Here is a 22574-nt window from a genome sequence, read left to right on the forward strand (position 1 = left end):
ATTAAAAGGGGGAATTTATTTGAACAAACGATTAGGCATACGAGGTATGGCCGGGCTTCTAGCGATGATCTTTATTCTATTGACTGCATGCAGCAACGGCAACGGAAATAGTGCGCCAGCCTCATCCGAATCACCAGCAAGCTCCAGCACGCCTACTGCAGAACCGACTTTGGCGGATGGACCTTTAACGAAGTTCGATCCCGCGATTGAAGTCAGAATTGGCAGAACCGGAGACGGATTAAAGTTCGAGCCCGGACAAGATATCGACAAAAACCTTGTTTCAGACTTTTATGAAAGCGAGCTTGGCGTAAAGATCATCAATGATTGGGTTGTGAACTGGGATCAATACGACAGTAAAGTGAATGTCTCGATTTCTTCCGGCAGCATTCCGGACTTGATCCAGGTAACCGGCAGTCAGTTGAAAACGCTCGTTGAAGCGGATATGATCGAGGACTTGACAGATGTATTTGCCAAGTATGTAAGTGAAGAAACGAAAAAAGTAATGACGGAAGACGGCGGATTTGCGATTAATGCCGCGACGATTGACGGCAAAATGTACGGGATTCCCAATACGATACCGGGATACGGCAAATCGTCGATGATATGGGTTCGCCAGGACTGGCTCGACCAGTTGGGGTTGCAGCCGCCCAAAACCGTGGAGGATGTCGTTAAGATCGCTGCCGCATTTAAGGAAAATAATCTTGGTGGCAATCAAGGCACTTACGGTCTAGGACTGAGCAAGGATTTAATGAAGGGGCAGCACCTGTTCGGATTTTTCAACAGCTATCATGCCTATCCGGGACAATGGTATCTGGATGCTAGCGGGAAGACGGTTTACGGCAGCATTCAACCCGAAATGAGAGAACCGCTGTTGAAGCTTGCCGAATTGTACAAGGCGGGACTGATAGACAAGGAGTTTGCGGTTAAAGATGATGCCAAAATGCAGGAGTCCATTATTGCCGGGAAGCTGGGCTTGTTCTATGGTGAATTCGCGATGGCATGGTACTTAAGAGACTTTATCGTCAACAATCCGGAAGCGGTATTAAACGCTTATCCGCTGCCATCCGCTGACGAAGCGCCCGCCAAAGCTTTCCTGGGGCCAACTGCCAATACGTTCTGGGTCGTCAAAAAAGGATTCAAGCATCCTGAAGTCGTCGTGAAGCTGGCCAATTTCTGGCAGGAGCATTGGTTTACGAATCCGAAGATTGAATATTCCACAAACCAAGAAACAGGTATAGCGTATTATCCATACGCAATAGTTACTTTTAGCTCCGTTATGGGAGCGATCGTAGAGAGTAACAATGTAAGAGCTTCAATTGAAGCTAATATTCAGCCGGACGATAAAACGATGACGGCCAACGAGTTCGGATACCTTCGGGGAATATACAAGTATAAAGCGGATCCGTTGAACACGAAAGATCCGGAAATCGCTACGGGTTGGATTTACCATACGACGGTAGGAACGCCGAACAGCGGTGCTGAAATATTAAGCCACTACCTTGAAAACGATTTGACCATCGGTACCGGATTAAAAGCATCCTCCACGCCGACAATGGCAGAGAAATGGGCAACCCTTACGAAAATGGAAGAAGTCATGATCACGAAGATCGTCATGGGAGAAGCAGGAATTGATGAGTTCGACAAGTTTGTGCAGGATTGGAACAAACAAGGTGGAGAGAAAATTACGCAGGAAGTTAATGAATAAAGAATTGTAGTAAGAGCGCGGGGTTGGGTTATTCGGACAACCCCTTCTTTAGTGATGGCTTTTTGCAGGTGAGGAGGTTGCTGACAGGATGAAGAAAAAATACGCCGTGAACTTGCCGCTTCATATCATGATGATTCCGGCCCTTGTTTTTTCGATTATGTTTGCCTACGTACCGATGACAGGCATTGTCATCGCATTCCAGAAGTTTATTCCGAATCGGGGGTTCTTCAATTCAATATGGGTAGGTTGGGACAATTTCGCTTTCATGCTGAACATGCCCGATTTCTCCCAGGTTATTTATAATACAATCTTCATCGCGGTTATGAAAATAATTGCCGGTATTATCGTACCGGTAGTGGTTGCTTTGTTGTTGAACGAAGCCAGAAGTAAATATTTCGCAAGATCAATCCAGACGATGATTTATCTTCCGCACTTTCTATCATGGGTTATTTTAGGCGGTATCTTAATCGATATTCTTTCCGTCGAGGGCGGAATCGTCAACAGGATTATTTCCGGAGTAGGATTTGAGCCCGTGTTTTTCCTAGGCAAAAATGAGTGGTTTCCCTTTACCCTCATATTGTCCGACGTGTGGAAGGAATTTGGATTCGCAACAATCGTCTACATGGCCGCTCTTACGTCAATCGATCCCACCTTATATGAAGCAGCGTACATCGATGGAGCGAACCGCTGGAAGCAAACTTTGCACGTAACGATTCCGGGCATGGTACCGATTATCGTTCTGCTGTCTGTTCTGAGTTTAAGTAACGTGCTCAACGCCGGATTCGAACAGGTTTTCATTTTATACAGTCCGTCCGTCTATCAATCCGGCGACATTATCGATACATTATTGTATCGGGTCGGATTCGTGGAAGCGCAATATGGCGTCTCGACAGCCGTTAGCTTGTTCAAATCGTTGATCGGCATGATTCTGATAGCGACGTCTTATGGGCTTGCTTACCGTTATGCCAATTACCGTATTTTCTAATTGAGGGTGATCACGTTTTGGTAAAGTCAAAAAACGTATGGGCTAGAGTAGTTTATGTCGCCATTCACTTGTTTTTGATCATGCTGGGGGTACTTTGTTTGTTGCCGTTCGTTCACGTGCTGGCTTTTTCCTTAAGCAATCCTGGTAAAGCAGGGGCTGGTTTAGTTACATTATGGCCGGTCGGCTTTAATCTCGATGCTTACACTTACATTTTGCGCGAGCCTAAATTTATAACTGCATTATGGATTTCGGTGCAGCGGGTTGTGCTGGGAACGAGTATCGGACTGTTGTTTACGGTGATTACAGCTTATCCGCTTTCGAAAGAATCGCAAAAATTTCGCATGAGGACATTTTACGTATGGTTTCTTGTTGTGACGATGCTTTTCAGCGGAGGACTCATTCCAACGTTTATCGTCGTCAAAAGCTACGGGCTGATCGATTCGCTGTGGGCGCTTGTGCTGCCGTCAGCGGTGAATGTATTTCTGATCACACTGATGCTTAACTTTTTTCGCAACCTGCCTAAAGAACTAGAGGAATCGGCATTCGTGGATGGCGCAGGCCATTGGGTCATACTATTCCGCATTTATTTACCGCTTTCCATGCCTTCCCTCGCTACCATCGCCTTATTTACGATGGTCAACCACTGGAACGCTTGGTTCGACGGCTTGATATATATGAACAAAACCGATCACTATCCGTTACAAACGTATTTGCAATCAATCGTGACGAAGCCCGACATGAGTAGAGTAGCCAATCTGAACGAACTGCTCAATGTTTCATCGCGAACTGTGAAGACAGCCCAGTTGTTTCTCGGGATGCTGCCTATTATTATCGTGTATCCCTTCTTGCAGCGGTTTTTCGTGAAAGGAATCGTGCTGGGAAGTGTAAAGGGATGAGTTAGTTTTGTGAGGGAAAGCGGCACAGAATAATGCAAAAGGAAGGGCGGCTATGCAATTCATGATGTCCAATATAGCAGTCATCGGTTACGGCTCCCAAGTTAAAAGGCTGATAGACATCTTGCTGGAACAGGATAAGAGCTGCCAGATCGCGGCTATCGCCGATCCGAAGCATGAAGAGATTAAGCGGCAGATGCAAGCCGAAGGCGCCGATACGAGCGGTATCCAATACTATGAAAGCGCTGACGAACTACTGGGGCAAAATAAGTATGATGGCGTATTGATCGGAACGAGATGTTCCTTGCATACGCCGATGGCGATTAAAGTGCTGAATAAAGGTTTTCCCCTTTATTTGGAGAAGCCCGTTTCGACATCGATGACCGATTTGATCGCGCTTCGGGAAGCATACAGAAGCTCCGTCAGTCCTGTAGTCGTCTCTTTCCCGTTGCGGGTGACCCACCATGTTAAGCTGGTGAAGGAAATTATCGATTCCGGCAAAATCGGCACGGTGGAGCATGTGCAGGCAGTCAACAACGTGGCATACGGCAGTGTCTATTATCATAATTGGTACCGCAACGAAGAAGAGACGCAAGGGCTGTTCCTGCAGAAGGCGACTCACGATTTTGATTATATTACCCATATACTGGGAATCAAGCCTGTCCGGGTATGCGCAATGACTTCGAAGCAAATTTTCAAAGGGACGAAACGGGCCGGCCTGACATGCGGCGAATGTTCAGAGCAGGAGAGTTGCCCGGAAAGTCCGCAAAATCTTCGCAAATCGGGCGAGCAGCCATTTGGAGACCATTGCTGCTTCGCGGAAGACACGGGTAATGAGGATTCCGGAAGTGCGCTAGTGGAATATGAAAGCGGCATGCATGTAAGCTATTCGCAAAACTTTTTCGTCAAGAAAAAAGCGGGGACAAGAGGCGCGCGATTTATGGGGTACAAGGGCACGGTCGAGTTCGATTGGGCGACCGATCAAGTGAAGGTGTTCATGCACCACACGCCGCGCGTGGAAACGTATCAGATTGATTCATCGGCAACAGCCGTGGGCCATGGAGGCGGAGACCACATATTGATGGACAACTTTGCTCAAATGATGAAGGATCATGGCACGAAATCGATTTCTCCGCTGGAAGCCGGCCTTGAGAGTGCGCTGTTATGTCTCAAAGCCAAAGCTTCCGCCCAGACGGGAAGTTTTCAGAAGATCGAATGGCCTGATGAAGAAGCGACATTGGAAAGAAGTGGCGAATAGAATGAAATCCTCTTACAGCATCTATGGTTTGCGTGTAAACGAGTTGGAGACGCCTTTAGGAATAGATGACGACAAGTTTTTCTTTTCTTGGAAAATCGACGATGCCGATCGCGGGGAGAAGCAATTGTTCTACAGAATTGTTGTTGCCTCCAGCGCTGAGTTGCTAACGGAGGGTATCGCGGACCAATGGGACAGCGGCAAGCAGGAGGGCGATCCACTGCGGGTTGCTTATGAAGGCGGAGCTTTGGGGGGAGGCTGCCGCTATTGGTGGAAGGTCGAAAGCTGGAATAAGCAGGGGAGCCTGTCGGCGTCTTCATTTGCCTATTTTGACACGGGACTTCGGCAACGCGATTGGAAAGCGTCATGGATATGGAAAGCAGCCGAAGCCCAACTAAACGATTTCGCTTATTTCCGCAAAGAAACGGAGCTGCATAAGCCGGTAACCCGCGCTAAAATCTTCGTATCCGCCCATAACAGCTATCAATTATTCGTGAACGGAACGAGAATCGGCGGTTGCGGCAGTCCGGCTCCTTCCCATCCACGGAAACGCAAATATTATCTTGCCTATGATGTTAGCGGGCTGCTGGTCGAAGGGCCCAACTGTCTGACTGCGATTGTTCACTATTTGGGCGGGGACGGACAAAACTATGTGAATGGTTTGCCCGGCTTTCTGCTGCAAATGGAGATTCTTTATGCAGATGGTACACGCGATTGTGAGGTAACGGATCCGTCATGGGAGACGCTGGATGTTATTCCCCATGCCATCGGCACGCCTTTCCAGCAATTTCGCAGGTTGTCTGCTATTGAAGACTACGATGCGACTAAATTGCCTGAACACTGGATGGATGCGGGATTTCCGCGCGGGTTCACATCCGGAGCGGTCATTGCGCCTGAACTGCAATCGCAGGCATGGCTATTAAAGTGGCAGCAGATACCCGAAGGGATTGAAGAAAGGTTGATCGTCCCTGTGGCGACAGGCATTCAGGAGGTTGGCTGCCAAGTTTTCGATGCCGGTCTAATCGTATCGGGATGGCCGCGTATCAGTCTGAGTGGTATCGCTGGTGTTTCCGTCCAATTGCGATATTCCGAGGACTTGGATGAAGCGGGGCACGTGAAGCACAACGTTACGAACGAGCCGTCGGAATTTTACTATGACCGCTATACAATGCGTGGAGCCGAGTTGGAAACGTGGGCGCCGGATTTCTCCTACAAGGCGTTCAGGTATGTGGAAATCACGGGTTATCCCGAGCGGTTGTCGGCAGACCAGTTGGTTATCGTTTCTGCTCATACAGCGATTGTTCATGAGGGCAGCTTCAACAGCTCCGATGAATTGCTTAACCGAATATACGATGCGTGCATTCAAACGCAGAAAAACAATACGTTAGGCCTATTGGCGGATTGTCCACATAGGGAACAGGCTCAGTTTCTGGCCGATGCCGATCTGCAGGCTGAGACCCTGCTTTATCAATTCGGCCAATCGTATCCGGTGTTAGAGAAGGTATTAAGCGATTTTTCCGACGGTCAACGGGAGAACGGAACGTTTCCCTGGGTATTCCCTTCGAGCTTTGACTATCCCGGCTTCAGCGGATGGATTCCGGAATGGGATTTGCACTATTGTTCGCTGCTGTGGAAGGTATATGAATGGAGTCATCATCTTCAATTGCTGCAAACGTATTATGTGCCTGCCAAGCGGATGCTCGATTTTTATCTGAATCTTGCAGATGCTGAATTAGGGCTTATTCCGAAGTCATCGCAAGCTTCGGACTGGCATATTAGCGATCATCCGTATCAGAACATCGACCAGAACGGCGATTTCCTGACCGTGCAGAATATTAAAATCAAGCATATCATCGATCTGGTAGGAAATATGGCGTTAGCGCTTGGCTACGAGAACGATGCCTCGTATATGAGAAGGCGTTCGCAGCAGTTGCAGGAAGCGATCCTAAAGCATTTATATCGTTCCGAACAAAAGCAGTTCGCGGATTGCTATATGTCACAACACAGCCATCAAGGCACGAATGTCGTTGCTTATCAATACGGTATTGTTCCCCCGGAGCATAGGGAGGAAGTGCTTGAATCAATCATAAGCGGAGGGCTTGATTGCCGTACTCTGCTTGCATTGAACTTGCTGAGGGTATTGTTCGATAACGGAGCTGAAGCGGAGGCGTATCGGCTAATCCATAAAACGGATCAGCCAGGCTGGGGCTACATGATCGAGCAAGGCTCGCGTACGATATGGGAAGGCTTTAACGATATGGAGTCCCATTGCCATGCCTGGAACGCCTATCCCGCAAGGCTGCTGGTCGAGTATTTGGTTGGCATTCAGATGGCGGCTCCCGGTTGGAACAGCATTCTGATTAAGCCCTTTATGCCCGAGGGGATCACGTTTATGGAAGGCTCCGTCGTCACAAGCAGAGGGCGCGTAACGGTCAGATGGGAGACATCCCCCGGAAGCTTGCTGCTGGATATTGATATTCCTCCTGGATCTACGGCTGATGTGGTATTGCCGCTGCGATCTGCCGGGAGCGAATGGGTTCTGACGGAATCCGGGCAGAACATTGGCTCAGATAGTGGTGTTGCGCATAATGGCGCAACGTTGATTGCAGTCGAGATTAATGAGGACTGCATTGTGATCGGGCTTGAATCGGGTAGCTATTGGTTTGAGATGCACTGGAAATAAACGTATTGGGAGGTGAATGAAACCATGGAAGCAAAAGCGGTTGTTTTTACGGATAAAATGAAGGTCGCTTTTCAAACCGTACAGGTGCCGGAGCTCGGCAGCGGACAGGTTGTCGTGGATGTAACGCATTCCTGGATCAGCATAGGCACTGAATCCTCATTTCTGCGTCAGGAGCGGGCGACTGGTGAAGCCATATACAAAGAAGGGGATCCTTCGCCTTTCCCGCATGTTCCCGGCTATCAGAAGGTTGGCATCGTAAGCGCGATAAGCCCGGATGTGGATAACTTATCGATCGGCGATGTTGTATTTGCGTCGGTAAGCGAAGTGTCGGGCATGCACTTCTCCTTCGCTGGGCATGTCAGTCCGGCCATAACATCCGCGGATCAAGTATGGAAGCTTCCGAAAGATGTTCATCCGCTCGCTTGCTCTGGGCTCGTGCTCGTCCAGGTCGGTTATAACTGCGGAATGAGAGCGCCGGTTAAACCGGGGGATGTAGCTGTTGTAATTGGTGACGGGCTGGTTGGGCAATGGGCAGCCCAGACGCTGCTGTATCGTGGGGCCGAGGTCGTTGTGCTGGGACGCCATCATGAGAGGCTGGAGCTTCTCACTCCCGGTATTCGAGGCATCAATGCAAAGGAGATTAGCATATCGGAGGCGCTGCAGCAATATGAAGGCGTCAATATCGTAGTCGATACCGTAGGCGCTATGGATACTTTTGCCGAACTGCAACCCTATATGAAGCATAACAGTCATCTTGTTTCTGCCGGATTTCTCGGCACCTCAGGCGTCGTGGATATTCAAACGTTGCGCGCCCAGGAAATTACCCTGCATTGCCCATCCGGCTGGAGCAAGGAAAGAATGGATGCTGCCTTAAAAGGGATTGAAGAGGGATGGTTGTCTACCGAGCCGTTAATTACTCATCAATATCCGGCCGATCAGGCGGAAGCGGCTTGGCAATTAATTATGGACAAAAGGCAGCCTTGTTTGGGCGTTGTCTTAAACTGGACATTGTTATGACTTGTATGACGAAGAAAAGAAGGAGGAACGATACGTGTCGGGTACAATGAGAGCCATGCAATTTAGCGGCGTGCAACAAGCGGAGATAATAACGGTGCCCATTCCTGAGCCAAGTCGGGGACAAGTACTGGTGAAAGTAAAGGCGGTAGCGACTTGTCCTCAATGGGATATGCATATTTATTACGGCAAACCGATGGTAGATAATCAGCCGCCTGTTCCTTATCCCTATACGCCCGGTCAGCCCGGCCATGAAATGACCGGTGTCATTATGCGGACCGGCGAAGGCTGTCATCTGCCTGTAGGCCAGACGGTCAGCGCCTGGCGGGATCAAGGGCACCATCGCTACGGCTGTTATGCGGAGTATGTGATCATGGACGAAGAGAATGTGCTCCCCGTTCCAGTAGATATGCCGTATGCGAAGGTCGTTTCCTTGGAACTCGCAATGTGCGTTGCCGCAAGTATTCTCAGGTTGAAGAATACAGTTGGCATTGCAGGCAAGAAATGCGGTGTGAATGGACTTGGACCTGCGGGATTGATCGCTGTACAAATGATGCTTGCGGAAGGCGCGGCGGAAGTCGTCGGCATCGATCCTAACGGTGAAAGAAGGGAAATGGCCGTATTGCTAGGCGCTTCTGCTGCTTTCGAGCCTGACGATGAGCGAGTTTTCCTTAGAGGTGAGCCAGGCTCCATTCAGGTATCGATCGACTGTGCGGGCTTCCCCCAAGCTGTCGCTTCGCTCATGGACCGCACCGATGAAGCCATTGTTCTGTTCGCGGTGAAAAAAGCAGATTATATTTTACGCCACTACACATTGACAGTCATCGGGTATCCCGGCCATTCAAGGGAAGCAGCGGAATACGCGATGCGATTGATTGAAGATCACAAGCTGGATATGAGTCCGTTGATCAGCCGTGAGCTGCCCTTTGAACGATATGAGGAAGCCGTCGGGCTTTTGCGCAGTCAAGCCGCGATAAAAATCTGCTTCTTGCCGGAGTTGGAGGAATAACGAGTGCCGAAATTAAATGCACTAATGCTTGGAAAAAGCCGTGTCGATATTACGCCTGACAAGGATACGATATTAGGTGGAGCCACGATCAGCGGTAAAATCCGCGTCGATTATATTAAAGACCCGCTCTTCGCCAATACGATCGTCGTTTGTCAAGCGGATCGCAAATTGGCCGTGATCACCCTGGATTTGCTCATGATTACGCGCAAATACGTTGAACTTATACGGAATGAGCTGCAAAAACGTTGGGGCTTCGATCCGGATGCCGTCATGATTCATGCCACGCAAAATCACAAGGCACCTTCGCTCGGTCATTTTAAAATCAGCGAAGATTACAGGGGCATACCGGAGGAACTGAGTTGGCTGAAAGGAGGAGATGAGCGGTATCATCCTTATGCGGTGGAGCGGATTATAACCTCGGTCGAAGCTGCCCTGAATTCGTTGGAGAAGGTAAGGATTGGCTACGGAAGCGGTGTTGAAGGACGGCTGGCGTTTAATCGTCGCATGGTCATGAAGGATGGCTCGATCAGCATGCCCAATTCCGCGGGGCCTGCAGATAAGATGAGCCGTTATGTCGAAGGACCTATGGACCCTGATCTCGGCGTTGTTGCTTTCCAAAGCGAGACGTCGCCGATTGCCGCGCTGCTGCTCCACTATACTTGTCATCCCGTTCATCAGCTTGGACAGTTTTTTATATCCTCCGATTGGCCCGGTGCATTGGCGAACGAAATGAAGAGAAGTCATGGGGAAGCTTGCGTTTCCGTCGTGCTCAATGGCGCTTGCGGCAATATTAACCCGTGGGATCCCTATGCTGACAAGCCTCAGGACGACGCAGTCGTAATGGGGAATCGTCTGGCCGTTTCGGTTAACAACGTCATTGAAGCGATAAGCTTCATGGACCAAGCGGAGCTGGATTGGAAAATCGTCCATATCGATATTCCGCTCCGTAAAGTGAATGAAGTGGATCTGGCGGCGGCCCGGCGTTACCTTGCGGATCATCCGAATCCCCGCTGGTTGAATGACGTCGTGCTTGACGATAAGTGGGTGTATGCCTCGGGAATGTTGGATTTGCATGAGCAATACGAGAGGAACCCACTGTATCGCTATGAAATTCAGGTGCTGCGCATCGGGAATGCTGCGCTCGTTGGTTTGCCAGGTGAGCCATTTTCCGAAGGGGGTCTGGCCATCAAGCTGGGATCCTCATCACCCTATACGTTGATTGCACATAATACGCAATTCGCAGGGTATATTCCAACGAAGGAAGCGTTTCTCCGTGGCGGGTACGAGACAACGACATCCAACTGGTCGAAATTCGTCCCCGATGCGCTGGACCAGATCGTGACGGCTTCGCTGAATACCTTAAAGGCGGTTTTTGAGCATTCATAATACAGGTTGATACTAGACTGTAATAATAAGGAGAGAATCCATATGGCCGGAATAGGTACTACAGGCATTATTCTATTGGTTCTTGTCGCTCTATTGTTGTTCGGCCCGAATAAACTTCCTGAACTCGGAAGAGCATTCGGCCGAACGTTACGCGAATTTAAGAGAGGTACAAACGATTTAATGGATGATTCCAAGGACAAACAACATTCGGAAGATCGTATGGGGAGCGCGTCCATAGCGTCCCATCAGGAAACAACTCGACAAGTGAAAGAATAATTCCTGTCATTTTTGGAGGAGGTCACCGAAATTGAAGGCAAATAACGGGTTGGAAGAAGATCACCAGCGGCAACCGTTGCTGGAGCATCTTCAAGAGCTGCGTAAACGAATCATTTGGTCCGTGATTGTCATCGCGGTCGGGTTAATTGGCAGTTTTTTTAGCGTTACTCCGTTGTTTCAATATCTCGTCTCGGTGGCCCCTGTAGAAAACCTTGAATTGAACGCACTGTCGCCTTTTGATGCTATCGGATTGTACATGAAGTTCGCATTGGTGATCTCGCTGGTTCTTGCACTGCCATTCATGCTTTTCCAGATATGGGCGTTTTTGAAACCTGCACTAACGCCGCTTGAACAACGAGAGACGCTACGGTGTGTGCCGGGTGTATTGATCATGTTTCTACTCGGAGTGGCTTTTGCTTATTATATCGTCTTTCCGATGGCTTTTTTATTTACGGAACGCGTTACGACAAGCATGGGTCTTAAGGAAACATACGGAGTCATACAATACTTCACTTTCCTTTTTAATATCGTTATGCCGGTTTCGTTGCTGTTCGAATTACCGCTGGTCATCCTGTTCTTGACCAAACTCGGCATCCTCAACCCGAGCATGTTGACGAAGATGCGAAAAGTGGCGTGGTTCGCCATGATTGTCATCGCAACGTTGGTTACTCCGCCTGATTTTATATCGGACATCCTCGTTTCGGTGCCGCTTATCGTACTTTATGAGTTTAGTGTTATGCTGTCCAGGCTTACTTACCGCAAAAATCTTGCAGCCTACGAGCTGAGAATGACGATGCAGGAATGAGTGGATCGAAATCCATTCCTCCAATATTATGCGCTTTATGGCGAGCGGGGATCCGGCTGAGGTCTATGCCACGGGGGGCAATTATTATGACCTGCGAGTGGCGGCTCCTGAAAAGCTTAATTCTCACTCTGTCAGCCAGGTTCAAAATGTAATAATGCATTCATTTTCATCCTTTCTAGCTCGGTTTGGCCTCCACAATGCAAAAATACATGTTCAAACCTCGGAATCCCCATTCTTCTTCCAATTACCGCCCTCTAGCCTGCACTTTTCAGTATGATCGCCTTCTAACTTGCTCACCGGTGACATTCTCCACTTCAAATCTCAAAAAAATCCTCAGTCCGACCAATCTTAACTAGCGATTCAACCAAGTCTTTCCTCACCCCCTCCCAGCGCGCGGGGAAGTGATTCCGAACGCGCATTTGCAGCGTCAGAAAGGCTCCTTTATCTGCTTTTCGATGTTCTGATAGAAACGAAGTGTTTGCGGTGAAAGGTTTTTGGCCTTGCAATCGAGAATAAAAGAATGAGTCTTTTTTATATAAAAGTTGAGCAAAGGACTTTTTGAAGACGGTAGGTGAAAGATCCCATAGTTGCAGTTCCAAAGCATTAAGATGCTGCTGGGGTTTTTCCAAGCCTTTGCGGTAACGGCGAATGCTCTCTTTACAGAAGTTCCTGATTTTGCAATCTAGAAGAAATAACTGTACAGCATCGATTTATCTGAGACATCTATTGATTTTGATCCTTATATATCCATCAAATGTACTGAATTTGATGAAGTATGGACTAAAGTAAACGATCCTTTCATGAATGATTACAAAGCAATAAGATCAAAATCAATTTAACTAAGAGGTGTATGCATGTTAGACTCATTCACAAAAAAGAGACTTGAAAAGTTAATGACAGATTATATAGAACAGAAAATCCCAAAGCACATTAGAAATCAAATCAGACTTAATTACAAAATCAGAGGAAATAACATTACTCTTATCGAAGAACGACCCGCTTTTATGAGTGATGAATGGGTGGAATTAGATGTAGCACAATTTCGATTAGATCAAAATAAATGGAAAGTATATTGGAGAGATAGTAAGAATAAGTGGCATTTTGTTGATGACATCGTCCCAGATGAAGATTTTGAAAAACAATTGAAAATCGTAGATACAGATAACAGAGGATTATTTTGGGGCTAATTCGACGACGCATCGGGTGAGTCATTTAAAATACACATTGCAATAAGGGTGGTGTCCATGAGTACAATCTTAAACAGGATTTTGAACCAAATAGGCGACCCGGAAATAGTAGATAAACTCCTCTCTCTGTCAAAGGCAGACTTAAACTCGCTGCTTTTAGAGCTGTTTAAAAAACAAACGGATGGGATTACCCCGGCGGATGTCCTTAAGACGTATCAATCCAACCGTTTCCCTATCCCAAGCGATGCTGACCCAGCTAAATTTCACGCTTTAGAAACACAGCTATTAACCGCTGCACAGAACATGGAGATCAAAACTGTACTGCTTTCACCATCCGCGCCTCTTGGCAGTTGCAGCGCTTTTGGATGCGTGGACCAATACAATGTAGTTAGCGCATTGCGTGGGACCGAAACTCTTTCTGACCCCTCTAATATGCTCGCTATTATTATCGCTGACAAATTAAAGAGCAGAACTGAGAGCAATATTATCCCCTTGCACTACGCTGCAACTGCAAGAGTTGTCCGGGCGCAGGCGTTTTCCGGAAAAGGCTTTTTCGCTCATTTCGGCCTTTATTGTATGGTATCTTCGGGCAAAGATAGTGGTTCGTATGCCTGTGAAAAAGATCTGTTGGAAAAGCATTTGATTTTTTATAAAGAGTTATTCCAAGAACAATACAACGCAAAACTATCTATCGTTCTGCGAAAAAGAGGCGGCTATACAGACGGCGACGGTTTTTTTGACAGAATGACCGAAGTTATACAAACTACGCTTCCCCATACGCCGCTTTCATTTGACTATGACGATGTGGATAACAAGTATTACCAAGGAGTCAATTTCAAGTTATATATGGAACGAAATGGCGAAAAAATAGAGTTTGGTGATGGCGGTTTTGTTGACTGGATCAATCAAATGCTCGGAAACAAAAAGGAACGATGTTTGATAAGCGGCATCGGACTAGATCGGTTTCTTCTACTGTAGCCTTGCTAAGCAGGGCTATTTTCTTTGTATATTTTCTAGTGGAAAACGGGTACGATTGTTCGTCTGAAAACGGAATCAGACTTATGGCGCGATCTATTAGTACTACTTATTGCGAAAATAGTATAGAAATATCATGAAATAGTGATTCTATCACTGGGATTTGATAGAATAGAATCAGAAAATAGTTCCACAGCAGGATAAAAAATCAATATGCTATTGGAGCGACCCTTAACCAGCCATCATGCTTTACGGGCATTGTTTTTGGGTAGCTTTGCAGTAGCGAAAAAAATGAAAAGCAGGTGGCTTTGTGTTGATTCGGAAATGGATTGCGGCATTAACAATGGCAGCGATGATTGGCGGTCTTATGCCAGGCATCGTTCAGGCAGAGGCGATCTCGTATCAAATCTCCCCCCAGTATGACTCCGGTTCGCCTTTTGTGGAAGGAATGGCATCAGTTAAAAAGGATGGCAAATCAGGGTATATTGATAGCGAAGGGAATCCGATTACGGCATTCAAATATGATTTTGCCCATAATTTCAAGGATGGGCTGGCTGTCGTAGGCGTGAAAAGCGGTTCGACCGCCAAATTCGGCATTATTAATCGCCAGGGCAAGGAATTAACCGAATTGATCTACGATGATGCGATTGCGGTCGGCAACGGGTACGGCGTCGTTCGGGTGCTGGGCAAGTCCGATAATGTATGGGTGGATGGCAAGGCCGGGCTTGTCGGTCCGAAAGGGATTATTGCCCCGCCCATCTACGAAGAAATCAATCCCCCCAGTGACGGTACCATCCTGGTCAAAAAGGATGGCAAATACGGCTATCTCGATGCCGCAGGCAAGAAACTGACCGATCTGATTTATAATCATGCCTACGTATTTTCGGACGGTTACGGCCTGGTATATACGGACAAGGAAATTGGATTTGTCGACACACAGGGTAAACTGGTGTATGCTCGCCCATCGGGAACTTCCTCGTATAGCGATTTTTCGGAAGGGCTGGCCAAAGTATCAGTCGATGGAAAATACGGTTATATAGATACATATGGGACGATGGTCATTGCCCCCAAATACGATGAAGCCTGGTTTTTCAATCAAGGCTTGTCCTATGTCACGCTTAACGGCAAATCCGGCTATATTGACCGTGCAGGGAAAGAGGTCGTGCCGCTGAAGTATGATGAAGTGAGTACCAGCTTCAGAAACGGACTTGCTCTTGTGGCAAACGGCGAAGATTATATCCCCCAATCCTCGGAAGGCGAATATTTCGGGAATGAAGGGAATAAGGATTATGTCGTGCTTTCGAATAAGAAGTTCGGCTTTGTCAATGGAGCGGGCAAAGAGGTAGTTTCCTTGCAGTATGACTATGCAGAGGAATTCGTCCGCGGCTACGCACGCGTGTCCAAAGGGGGCACCGGCGCGGGAAGCTATTATCACGGAGGGAAATTTGGCTACATTGATACTGCCGGCCGAGAGGTTGTTCCGTTACGGTATGATTATGTCGGTGGCGATATGTTCGATAGCTTCAGAGGCTTTACGGAAGGACTCTCGCCTGTGTCGAACGGCGGGACGGGGACCGTATTTGATTATAGTGGCGGCCTCTGGGGATATGTAAATGCGCAGGGCGTGGAAGTTACGCCGCTGAAATATACGTACGTCTGGTCGTTCAACGAAGGCATGGGGCGCGTGGAGCAGAACGGGAAGTATGGTTTTGTAAACGCTAGCGGCCAAGAAATAATTCCGCCGATTTATGATGATGCCGGCGATTTCTATAATGGGTTTGCCGAAGTATCCAAAGGCGGGAAGCGGGGATACGTGGATGTGCAGGGGAATGAAGTGACGGGGATGATATATTCAGATAGCAGGCGTTTCCTCGAAGGGACGGCGCTTGTCCAGGAAAGCTCATCCCGAAAACTGGGTTTTCTGCGTAATCCATTGCCTCAGGTTGAGCCCGTCGTTATCCGGGTTGCATCCCAGGGAGCCGGGAAGCCTTCCACCGTAACCTTGTCGAGCGGCACAGCGAATGCAGTCATCTATTATACGCTGAATGGCGGCGACCCGCTGTCCAACTTGTCCAATTCGGAAACCCAAGAATACACTGCGCCGTTTGCCGTAGGCAAATCCGTTAAGATACAAGCGATTGCTGTTGCCAAGGGCATGCAGATGAGCCCGCTCGCGGCGATGGACTATAAGCAAACCTATGTCAAGGGCAATGCTGCTGTTGCACCGGCCCCGGGTTCAGGTGGCAATGGCGAGTCACAATCGGGCGGAAATGGCAGCACGCCTTCGAATACGGGAGCCGGATTTACCGATACTCAGACACATTGGGCGAAACTGACGATTCAATGGGCAGTGGATCAAAAAATAGTCAGCGGCTACCCGGATGCAACCTTCCGCCCCAACAAGAGCGTAAGCGAGCCGGAATTTCTTAAAATGCTGCTCGGCGCATTTCCGGATATTAAAATTGAAGCAGCACAGAACGGAGCCGCTTGGCATACACCGTATTTTAAGGCGGCAGCCCAATACAACTGGCCTCTGCTGCAAGAAGCGGACGCAAAGGGCTTTAATCGAGGACAGGTTGCCCGCCTGCTTGCTGGGACACAAGGTTTCAGCTTTGAGCAGACGAAAGATGCCGTACAGTATGTACTGGACTTAAGCATTGCGGGCGGAAAAACGTCCCGAACAGTCGAGGGTTTCGCCGTCAACGACCCGCTTACCCGCGCGGAGGCGATCACGCTGATCCAGAATATGAAGGAACGCGCCTTCAAGCTGTCCAAAGCTGATAATGCTGTCAAGGCGGCTGCGGCCGAATTCCAGGTACGGGGACTCATTATTGGCGATACGGAACAGACGCTGTTGGCGAAGCTGGGGCAACCTGCGCGAAAGGACGTCAGCGAATATGGATTCCAGTGGTATATTTACAATCAGGATTACGCCAATTATGTGCAGGTTGGCATCCAGTCCGGCCGAATTGTCGGCTTCTACACCACGTCGGACAACTGGTCGTCGGCAAGAGGAATCAAGCTCGGCTCCGGACAGGAGGATGTGGCGAAGCGGTATGGCACAGGTACTAGCAGCATTTATAAGGAAGAGTATGGTTTGAGCGTGAATCTTGCCAAAATATACGAGCAAGACGAAAGCTACGTGACGCTGTTTATGGACAAGTTTAACAACAATAGGGTGACCTCGCTTCAAATTATCGCCAAGCCTGTAGAGGACGGAATGAAAGAATTGTATGCCCCTGAGACGGCGGCGCTCAAAAAGGCTTTTGCGCTGCAATCGCTCGATCTCGTCAATGCGACACGTACCCGGTACGGCCTGCCGGTCTTGCAATGGGACGAAGCAGCCGCCCGGGTTGCGGAGAAACATAGTGAGGATATGAGGGAGCAGAAGTATTTTGCACATATCAGTCCGCAGGGCCAGGAGCCGGATGGTCGATTTGATGACGCAGGTATAGCCTACGGTACCGTGGGTGAAAATATTGCCGCCGATCAACGCAGCATCATCTATGCCCATGAGGGCTGGATGAATTCCGAAGGCCACCGCAGAGCGATTCTCGGCCCTTGGGAGCGATTAGGCGTCGGAATTGCCTTTAACGCCGGAAATGCCATGCATCCTATGGATAAGGCGATGAATATGTATTATACGCAAAACTTCTACAGCCGGAAGGGCGTTGTCATTACCGATCAATATGAGGAGCTTCTGCAGAAGGATAAGGCCAGCCAAGCGGCAAAGGAGCTGGAAAAGCAGTATCCTTTTCATGATCAAATGTTCGAGTTGTACGTTCTCCGCAAAAGCCTGGATTCAAACGGGCAAAACGTAAACTATTACGGTGTAAGGAATATTGAGGCGTTTACTTTGCCTCCATACAGTGCCATCTATATAACAGCAGGCACGTCTATGGTCCGTTTCGAAGATGACTACTATAATTATCATTTTGGCGGAAAGCTGGTCGTTGCGAACCATTCCAGCCAGCCCCGGAAAATAAAGGCGGGAGAGCTCGACTATACGAATTTGGACCAAATCTACAGAAGCAGCATGGGAACCGTTACTGGAGCGGATGGCACCAGTACCACGCTGACGCCGACAGGTCCGTATGTTCGGTTGATCCAGTTCAGCGGCGACTTCGATGAAACAATCGATTACAAAACGTATGTGGAGCAAAAAGAAATCGTTTCGATCCGTCCGTGGGTAACCGTAAAGGGAAAATAAGCAGGTGAATAGAACAACCAATGAAACAAGATGCAGGCTATTAGCTTCCGGCATCTTGTTTTTTCGTCTGAGCGCATATGAGATGGAATAAAGTGATGGCTTGCAAAATTAATAAAATTATTACATAAAGAACATTTGAATTTTACAATGATGTCTCATTATTAAAGAAAACGAGTAGGGAGAAGTGAAAATGAAAAACAGGAAAAAAGTAATGAGTATGTTAAACATGTTTATTATTGGATCCATGGTAATATCTCCAATGCGGTATGTTGAGGCATCAGAAATAGAAAATACAGTTTTTATTAATGAAATTGAATCTAATGATACAGGGACAGATATCGATTGGATAGAAATAATGAATACTGGCAATGAAGATATAGATATCAGCGGATGGTTTGTTACAGATGACAAAGGTTTAGAACGTTTGGAAATAAACGAAGAAAATGGAAAAAGTGAAGAGTGGCGTATTGCGGGTGGGACTGTATTACAAGCTGGCGAAATTCTTGTTATTGAACAAGGTAATGATAATCTGGGGTTGGGAAAAGAAGATACAGTATCTTTGTATGATAGTAACAATACGTTGTTGGATTCGTATACTTATTCAGGTCATGCAGGTGGCACATATTCAAGGGTGCCAGACGGAACGGGAGAATTTGTTGATCTGAAACCAACCAAAGGCGAGTTAAATATTGTAGAAGAAGAAGAGTTGCCTAAACATAAATTACTAATAAATGAGATTAATTCTGCGCCGGATGATTGGGTAGAGTTTATTAATATAGGAACAGAAGAGATGGATCTTTCCGGCTATGAAATTCGAGACAATTCTAATGACCATCGTTGGAAATTTCCAGAAGGAACAAAGCTGCAAGCAGATGGATTGTTTGTAGTTGAGGCAAGTACGGTTGGTCAGGTATACGATGATCAGACAGGTGCTTATGGTGCAGGTGAATTCCAAGCAGCAATTGGTATCGGTTCAGGGGATTCTATTCGTTTATATGACGTAGAAGGGAATTTACTGGACGAATATTCATGGACCGTGCACGCTAGTTATGAAAATAACGATGCATTGGCGTCTTACGGAAGATATCCGGATGGGACGGGTTCGTTTGGATTAATGAAAGAAACAAAGGGACTAAACAACGAATGGTATAAACCTCAGATAGTAATCAATGAAGTAGAGTCCGACGGTGATGCTACGGATTGGGTTGAAATTTATAATGTAGGAACAACAGCCGTAGATCTATCCGGTTGGCATTTATACGATGATGATCCGGTAGGACATGCTGCAGATATAACACCCGTAGTAGAGGGAACCGTTCTTAATCCAGGCGGATTTTATGTTTTTGATCAAAATAAGGATTTTACATTTGGTTTAGGAAAGGCTGATAAAGTTACTATTTTTAATAAAGATGGTGTGTCCATTGCAGAATATTCGTGGGCATTACATGCAAATGGCGTATACGCACGCATTCCGGATGGAACAGGAGAATTAATAGAGTTTCCCACTTCGACTAAAGGAAAAGCAAATGTTGTAACAAATCCTGTTGCATTAAATGAAGTGCAGTCAAATGACTCGAATGGGGGACCTGATTGGATAGAACTTGCTAATCCAACAGGAGAAGTTATAGATATTTCGGGAATCGTCATTAAAGACAATGATGATACACATCAATATGTAATCCCTGAAGGCACAACCATTCCGGCATCTGGATTTTTGGTATTGTCGGAAGAAACATTTGGTTTTGGACTTGGAAAAAATGATTCTGTACGTTTGTTTGAAAATGAAAGGTTAATAGCCAGCACAACATGGGCAGATCATACAAATCCTACTTGGGGATTATATCCGGATGTTACCGGACGCGAGTATAGAAGTACAAAAGAAGCAACGCCTGGTGAAGCAAATAAATTTGAAGGTATCCCTGAAATGATTGCATGGCCAGGTAATAATGAAGTTGTCATTTTTGACACTAAAGAAACATTTTTAGAAGATTCATCAGGGTTGGATTTCTTTAATGGCCAATTATATGCTGTTGATAACGGTACAGGCAAGTTCTGGATTTTAGACGTTTCAAAAGACGGAAAGTTGAGTTTTGCAAAAGGTTTTGAAAACGGCAAACGTGTTCGATTCCAAAAGGATGCAGACAATGCAGGCGCAGCAGGTCCGGATGCAGAAGGAATTACAGTAGATAAAGATGGTTTTGTTTATATTGCTTCTGAACGTGATAATCATGTTAAAGGAGTTAACTTTAATATGATTTTGAAAGTTGATCCACGTAAAGAAGACAATGATTTGGTTGCATTACAGCAGTGGGATTTAACTGCTTCATTGCCACAGGTTTCTGCCAATATGGGTATTGAAGCTGTAGAATGGGTATCAAACGCAAATGTTGATGATAAGCTTTATGACCAAAATACGAATACCGTTTTTGATGCAACGAATTATCCAGATGCAATTTCAAACGGTGTGTTCTTTGTGGCATTAGAAGATAACGGTCATGTATACGCATATGTTTTAAATGAAGATGGGAGCTCTGTTCAAATTGCTGATATGGACGGAAAGATTGGCGGAGCAATGGCTCTTGACTACGATACTTATGAACATGTATTGTGGGTCGTTGCGGATGATGGATATGGTAACCGTGCAGCAAAAATAACACTCAATGGAGAGAGCAATCCAGAGGTTGTTCACATCATGCCTGCAAGTGGTGTCGACATTAGTGCCAATAATGAAGGATTTGCAATTGCAGAGGCAAGTTACACCAAAGATGGTCAAAGACCGGTGTATCGATTTAAAGATGGAGATAAATTGGGCTCTTTATCTATAGGTTCTATTGCATCTGATTATAAAGAAAGCGATGGAAGTACTGGCGGCCCAGGAGGCGGCAACAATGGAGCAGTAATCCCAACACCAGACGCGCCAACAGTGGAACAGAACAGAATCAGCGTTACTTCCAAATTAACGCAAACTGCTGAAGGCAGCATAGCTACAGCGGCTCTAACAGAACAAGCAATAGCAGATGCAATTGCTTCCGCGGAATCTGAGAACGGTACAGAAACCACTGTTGAAATCAATGTAGAAGCTGTTGCAAATGCCAAGACAGTAGAACTGATGATTCCAAACAAATCTATTGGAGCAATAGCCGAAGCCCAGGTAGAAGCACTTGTCATTGCATCGCCGATTGCAACCATCACTTTTGACGATGTAGCTCTAAAAAGAATTGCCGAAGCGGCTAAGGCAGATGTAAAGATATCAGCTAGTGTTGTTGATTCGAGCACACTTTCGGTGTCCGCAGTTACTAAAGAGCGGATTGCGAACAGACCGGTATTCGATTTTACTGTAAAAAGCGGTGATGAGGAGATAGCTGATTTCAATGGCGGTTTAGTGAGCGTATCCGTTCCGTACACTTTACAACAAGGCGAAAATCCAAACGCCATTGTCGTATATTATCTGGACAAGAACGGAAAGCTTGAACATGTCATGGGAATATATGATGTCGAGGCTGGTACGGTAAAGATGAGGGTTAACCACTTCTCCAGCTATGTGATTGGCTACAATAAAGTGGAGTTTGCAGATGTCTTAAGCACACAATGGTATGCAGACGCAGTAAACTTTGTAGCCGCTCGCCAGTTCTTTAATGGGGTAAGCGAGAATGAGTTTGCGCCGAATAAAGAAATGACAAGGGCTATGTTTGCAAAGGTTATTGCGAATATTGAGGGAGCAGACCTTTCTGGCTACAACACAACAGTATTTGTGGATGTAGATAAGGATGCTTGGTATGGCGCTGCAATTGCCTGGGCATCTGATAAAAAGATTGTGTCAGGTGTAGGGAATGAAAGATTTAATCCAGGTGCACCGATCACTCGCGAGCAAATGGCAGTGATGCTTCATAACTATATGGAGTTCAAGGGCATTAAATTAACAGGCACAAACAAGCCGGCCTTTGCAGATGCAAACGCAGTGAGCGATTGGGCGAAGGATGCAGTGACAACTATTCAAAGTTATGGCATTATAAGCGGAATTGGCGGAAACACCTTCGCGCCAAAGGCAACTGCAGACAGAGCGGCAGTGGCCACCGTATTCAAAAATTTAGTGACAGAGTTTATGAAGTAAATGAAATGGACAATCTCCCTTTGGAATTAACCGAAGGGAGATTTTTTGTGATGCGCCCAGAATGGATCAGGCTCAGTGCT

Annotated in this window: 14 protein-coding genes; all 14 read left to right on the forward strand. The window is 46.9% G+C overall.

Going from position 1 to position 22574, the window contains the following annotated elements:
- Nucleotides 1-19: 19 nt before the first annotated feature.
- The 14 genes from H7F31_RS16500 to H7F31_RS16565 all read left to right on the forward strand — a co-directional run bounded on the left by H7F31_RS16500 (nt 20) and on the right by H7F31_RS16565 (nt 22494).
- Nucleotides 20-1705 carry an extracellular solute-binding protein gene (locus tag H7F31_RS16500; RefSeq protein WP_187105091.1) on the forward strand — a complete coding sequence of 562 codons (1686 nt, stop codon included), beginning with the start codon at nt 20-22 and terminating at the stop codon, nt 1703-1705.
- Nucleotides 1706-1793: 88 nt separating this feature from the next.
- Nucleotides 1794-2690, forward strand: coding sequence for an ABC transporter permease (locus H7F31_RS16505; protein ID WP_187105092.1), 897 nt, complete (start codon nt 1794-1796; stop codon nt 2688-2690).
- A 17-nt stretch (nt 2691-2707) separates the two neighbouring features.
- A complete protein-coding gene (locus H7F31_RS16510) occupies nt 2708-3586 on the forward strand; it encodes a carbohydrate ABC transporter permease (protein WP_261800449.1) in 879 nt (292 codons plus the stop codon).
- 52 nt (nt 3587-3638) lie between these two features.
- Complete coding sequence (locus tag H7F31_RS16515) at nt 3639-4841, forward strand: Gfo/Idh/MocA family protein (protein ID WP_261800450.1); 1203 nt, start codon at nt 3639-3641, stop codon at nt 4839-4841.
- A gap of 1 nt (nt 4842) precedes the next feature.
- Complete coding sequence (locus H7F31_RS16520; protein ID WP_187105093.1) at nt 4843-7521, forward strand: alpha-L-rhamnosidase; 2679 nt, start codon at nt 4843-4845, stop codon at nt 7519-7521.
- 24 nt (nt 7522-7545) lie between these two features.
- Nucleotides 7546-8538, forward strand: coding sequence for a zinc-binding dehydrogenase (locus H7F31_RS16525; RefSeq protein WP_187105094.1), 993 nt, complete (start codon nt 7546-7548; stop codon nt 8536-8538).
- Nucleotides 8539-8572: 34 nt separating this feature from the next.
- A complete protein-coding gene (locus tag H7F31_RS16530) occupies nt 8573-9544 on the forward strand; it encodes a zinc-dependent alcohol dehydrogenase (protein ID WP_187105095.1) in 972 nt (323 codons plus the stop codon).
- A 3-nt stretch (nt 9545-9547) separates the two neighbouring features.
- A complete protein-coding gene (locus H7F31_RS16535) occupies nt 9548-10930 on the forward strand; it encodes a hypothetical protein (protein WP_187105096.1) in 1383 nt (460 codons plus the stop codon).
- Nucleotides 10931-10972: 42 nt separating this feature from the next.
- Nucleotides 10973-11206: a twin-arginine translocase TatA/TatE family subunit gene (locus H7F31_RS16540; protein ID WP_187105097.1), complete on the forward strand. Its 234-nt coding sequence runs from the start codon at nt 10973-10975 to the stop codon at nt 11204-11206.
- 31 nt (nt 11207-11237) lie between these two features.
- A complete protein-coding gene (gene tatC / locus H7F31_RS16545; protein ID WP_261800451.1) occupies nt 11238-12011 on the forward strand; it encodes a twin-arginine translocase subunit TatC in 774 nt (257 codons plus the stop codon).
- 854 nt (nt 12012-12865) lie between these two features.
- Nucleotides 12866-13198: a DUF3024 domain-containing protein gene (locus tag H7F31_RS16550; RefSeq protein ID WP_087568774.1), complete on the forward strand. Its 333-nt coding sequence runs from the start codon at nt 12866-12868 to the stop codon at nt 13196-13198.
- Between the two features lie 57 nt (nt 13199-13255).
- Complete coding sequence (locus H7F31_RS16555; RefSeq protein WP_187105098.1) at nt 13256-14176, forward strand: hypothetical protein; 921 nt, start codon at nt 13256-13258, stop codon at nt 14174-14176.
- Between the two features lie 310 nt (nt 14177-14486).
- Complete coding sequence (locus H7F31_RS16560) at nt 14487-18383, forward strand: WG repeat-containing protein (RefSeq protein ID WP_187105099.1); 3897 nt, start codon at nt 14487-14489, stop codon at nt 18381-18383.
- 190 nt (nt 18384-18573) lie between these two features.
- Nucleotides 18574-22494, forward strand: coding sequence for a lamin tail domain-containing protein (locus H7F31_RS16565; RefSeq protein WP_187105100.1), 3921 nt, complete (start codon nt 18574-18576; stop codon nt 22492-22494).
- Nucleotides 22495-22574 lie beyond the last annotated feature (80 nt).

Origin of the sequence: Paenibacillus sp. PAMC21692, from assembly GCF_014303795.1 — a bacterium.
GTDB lineage: Bacteria > Bacillota > Bacilli > Paenibacillales > Paenibacillaceae > Pristimantibacillus > Pristimantibacillus agaridevorans.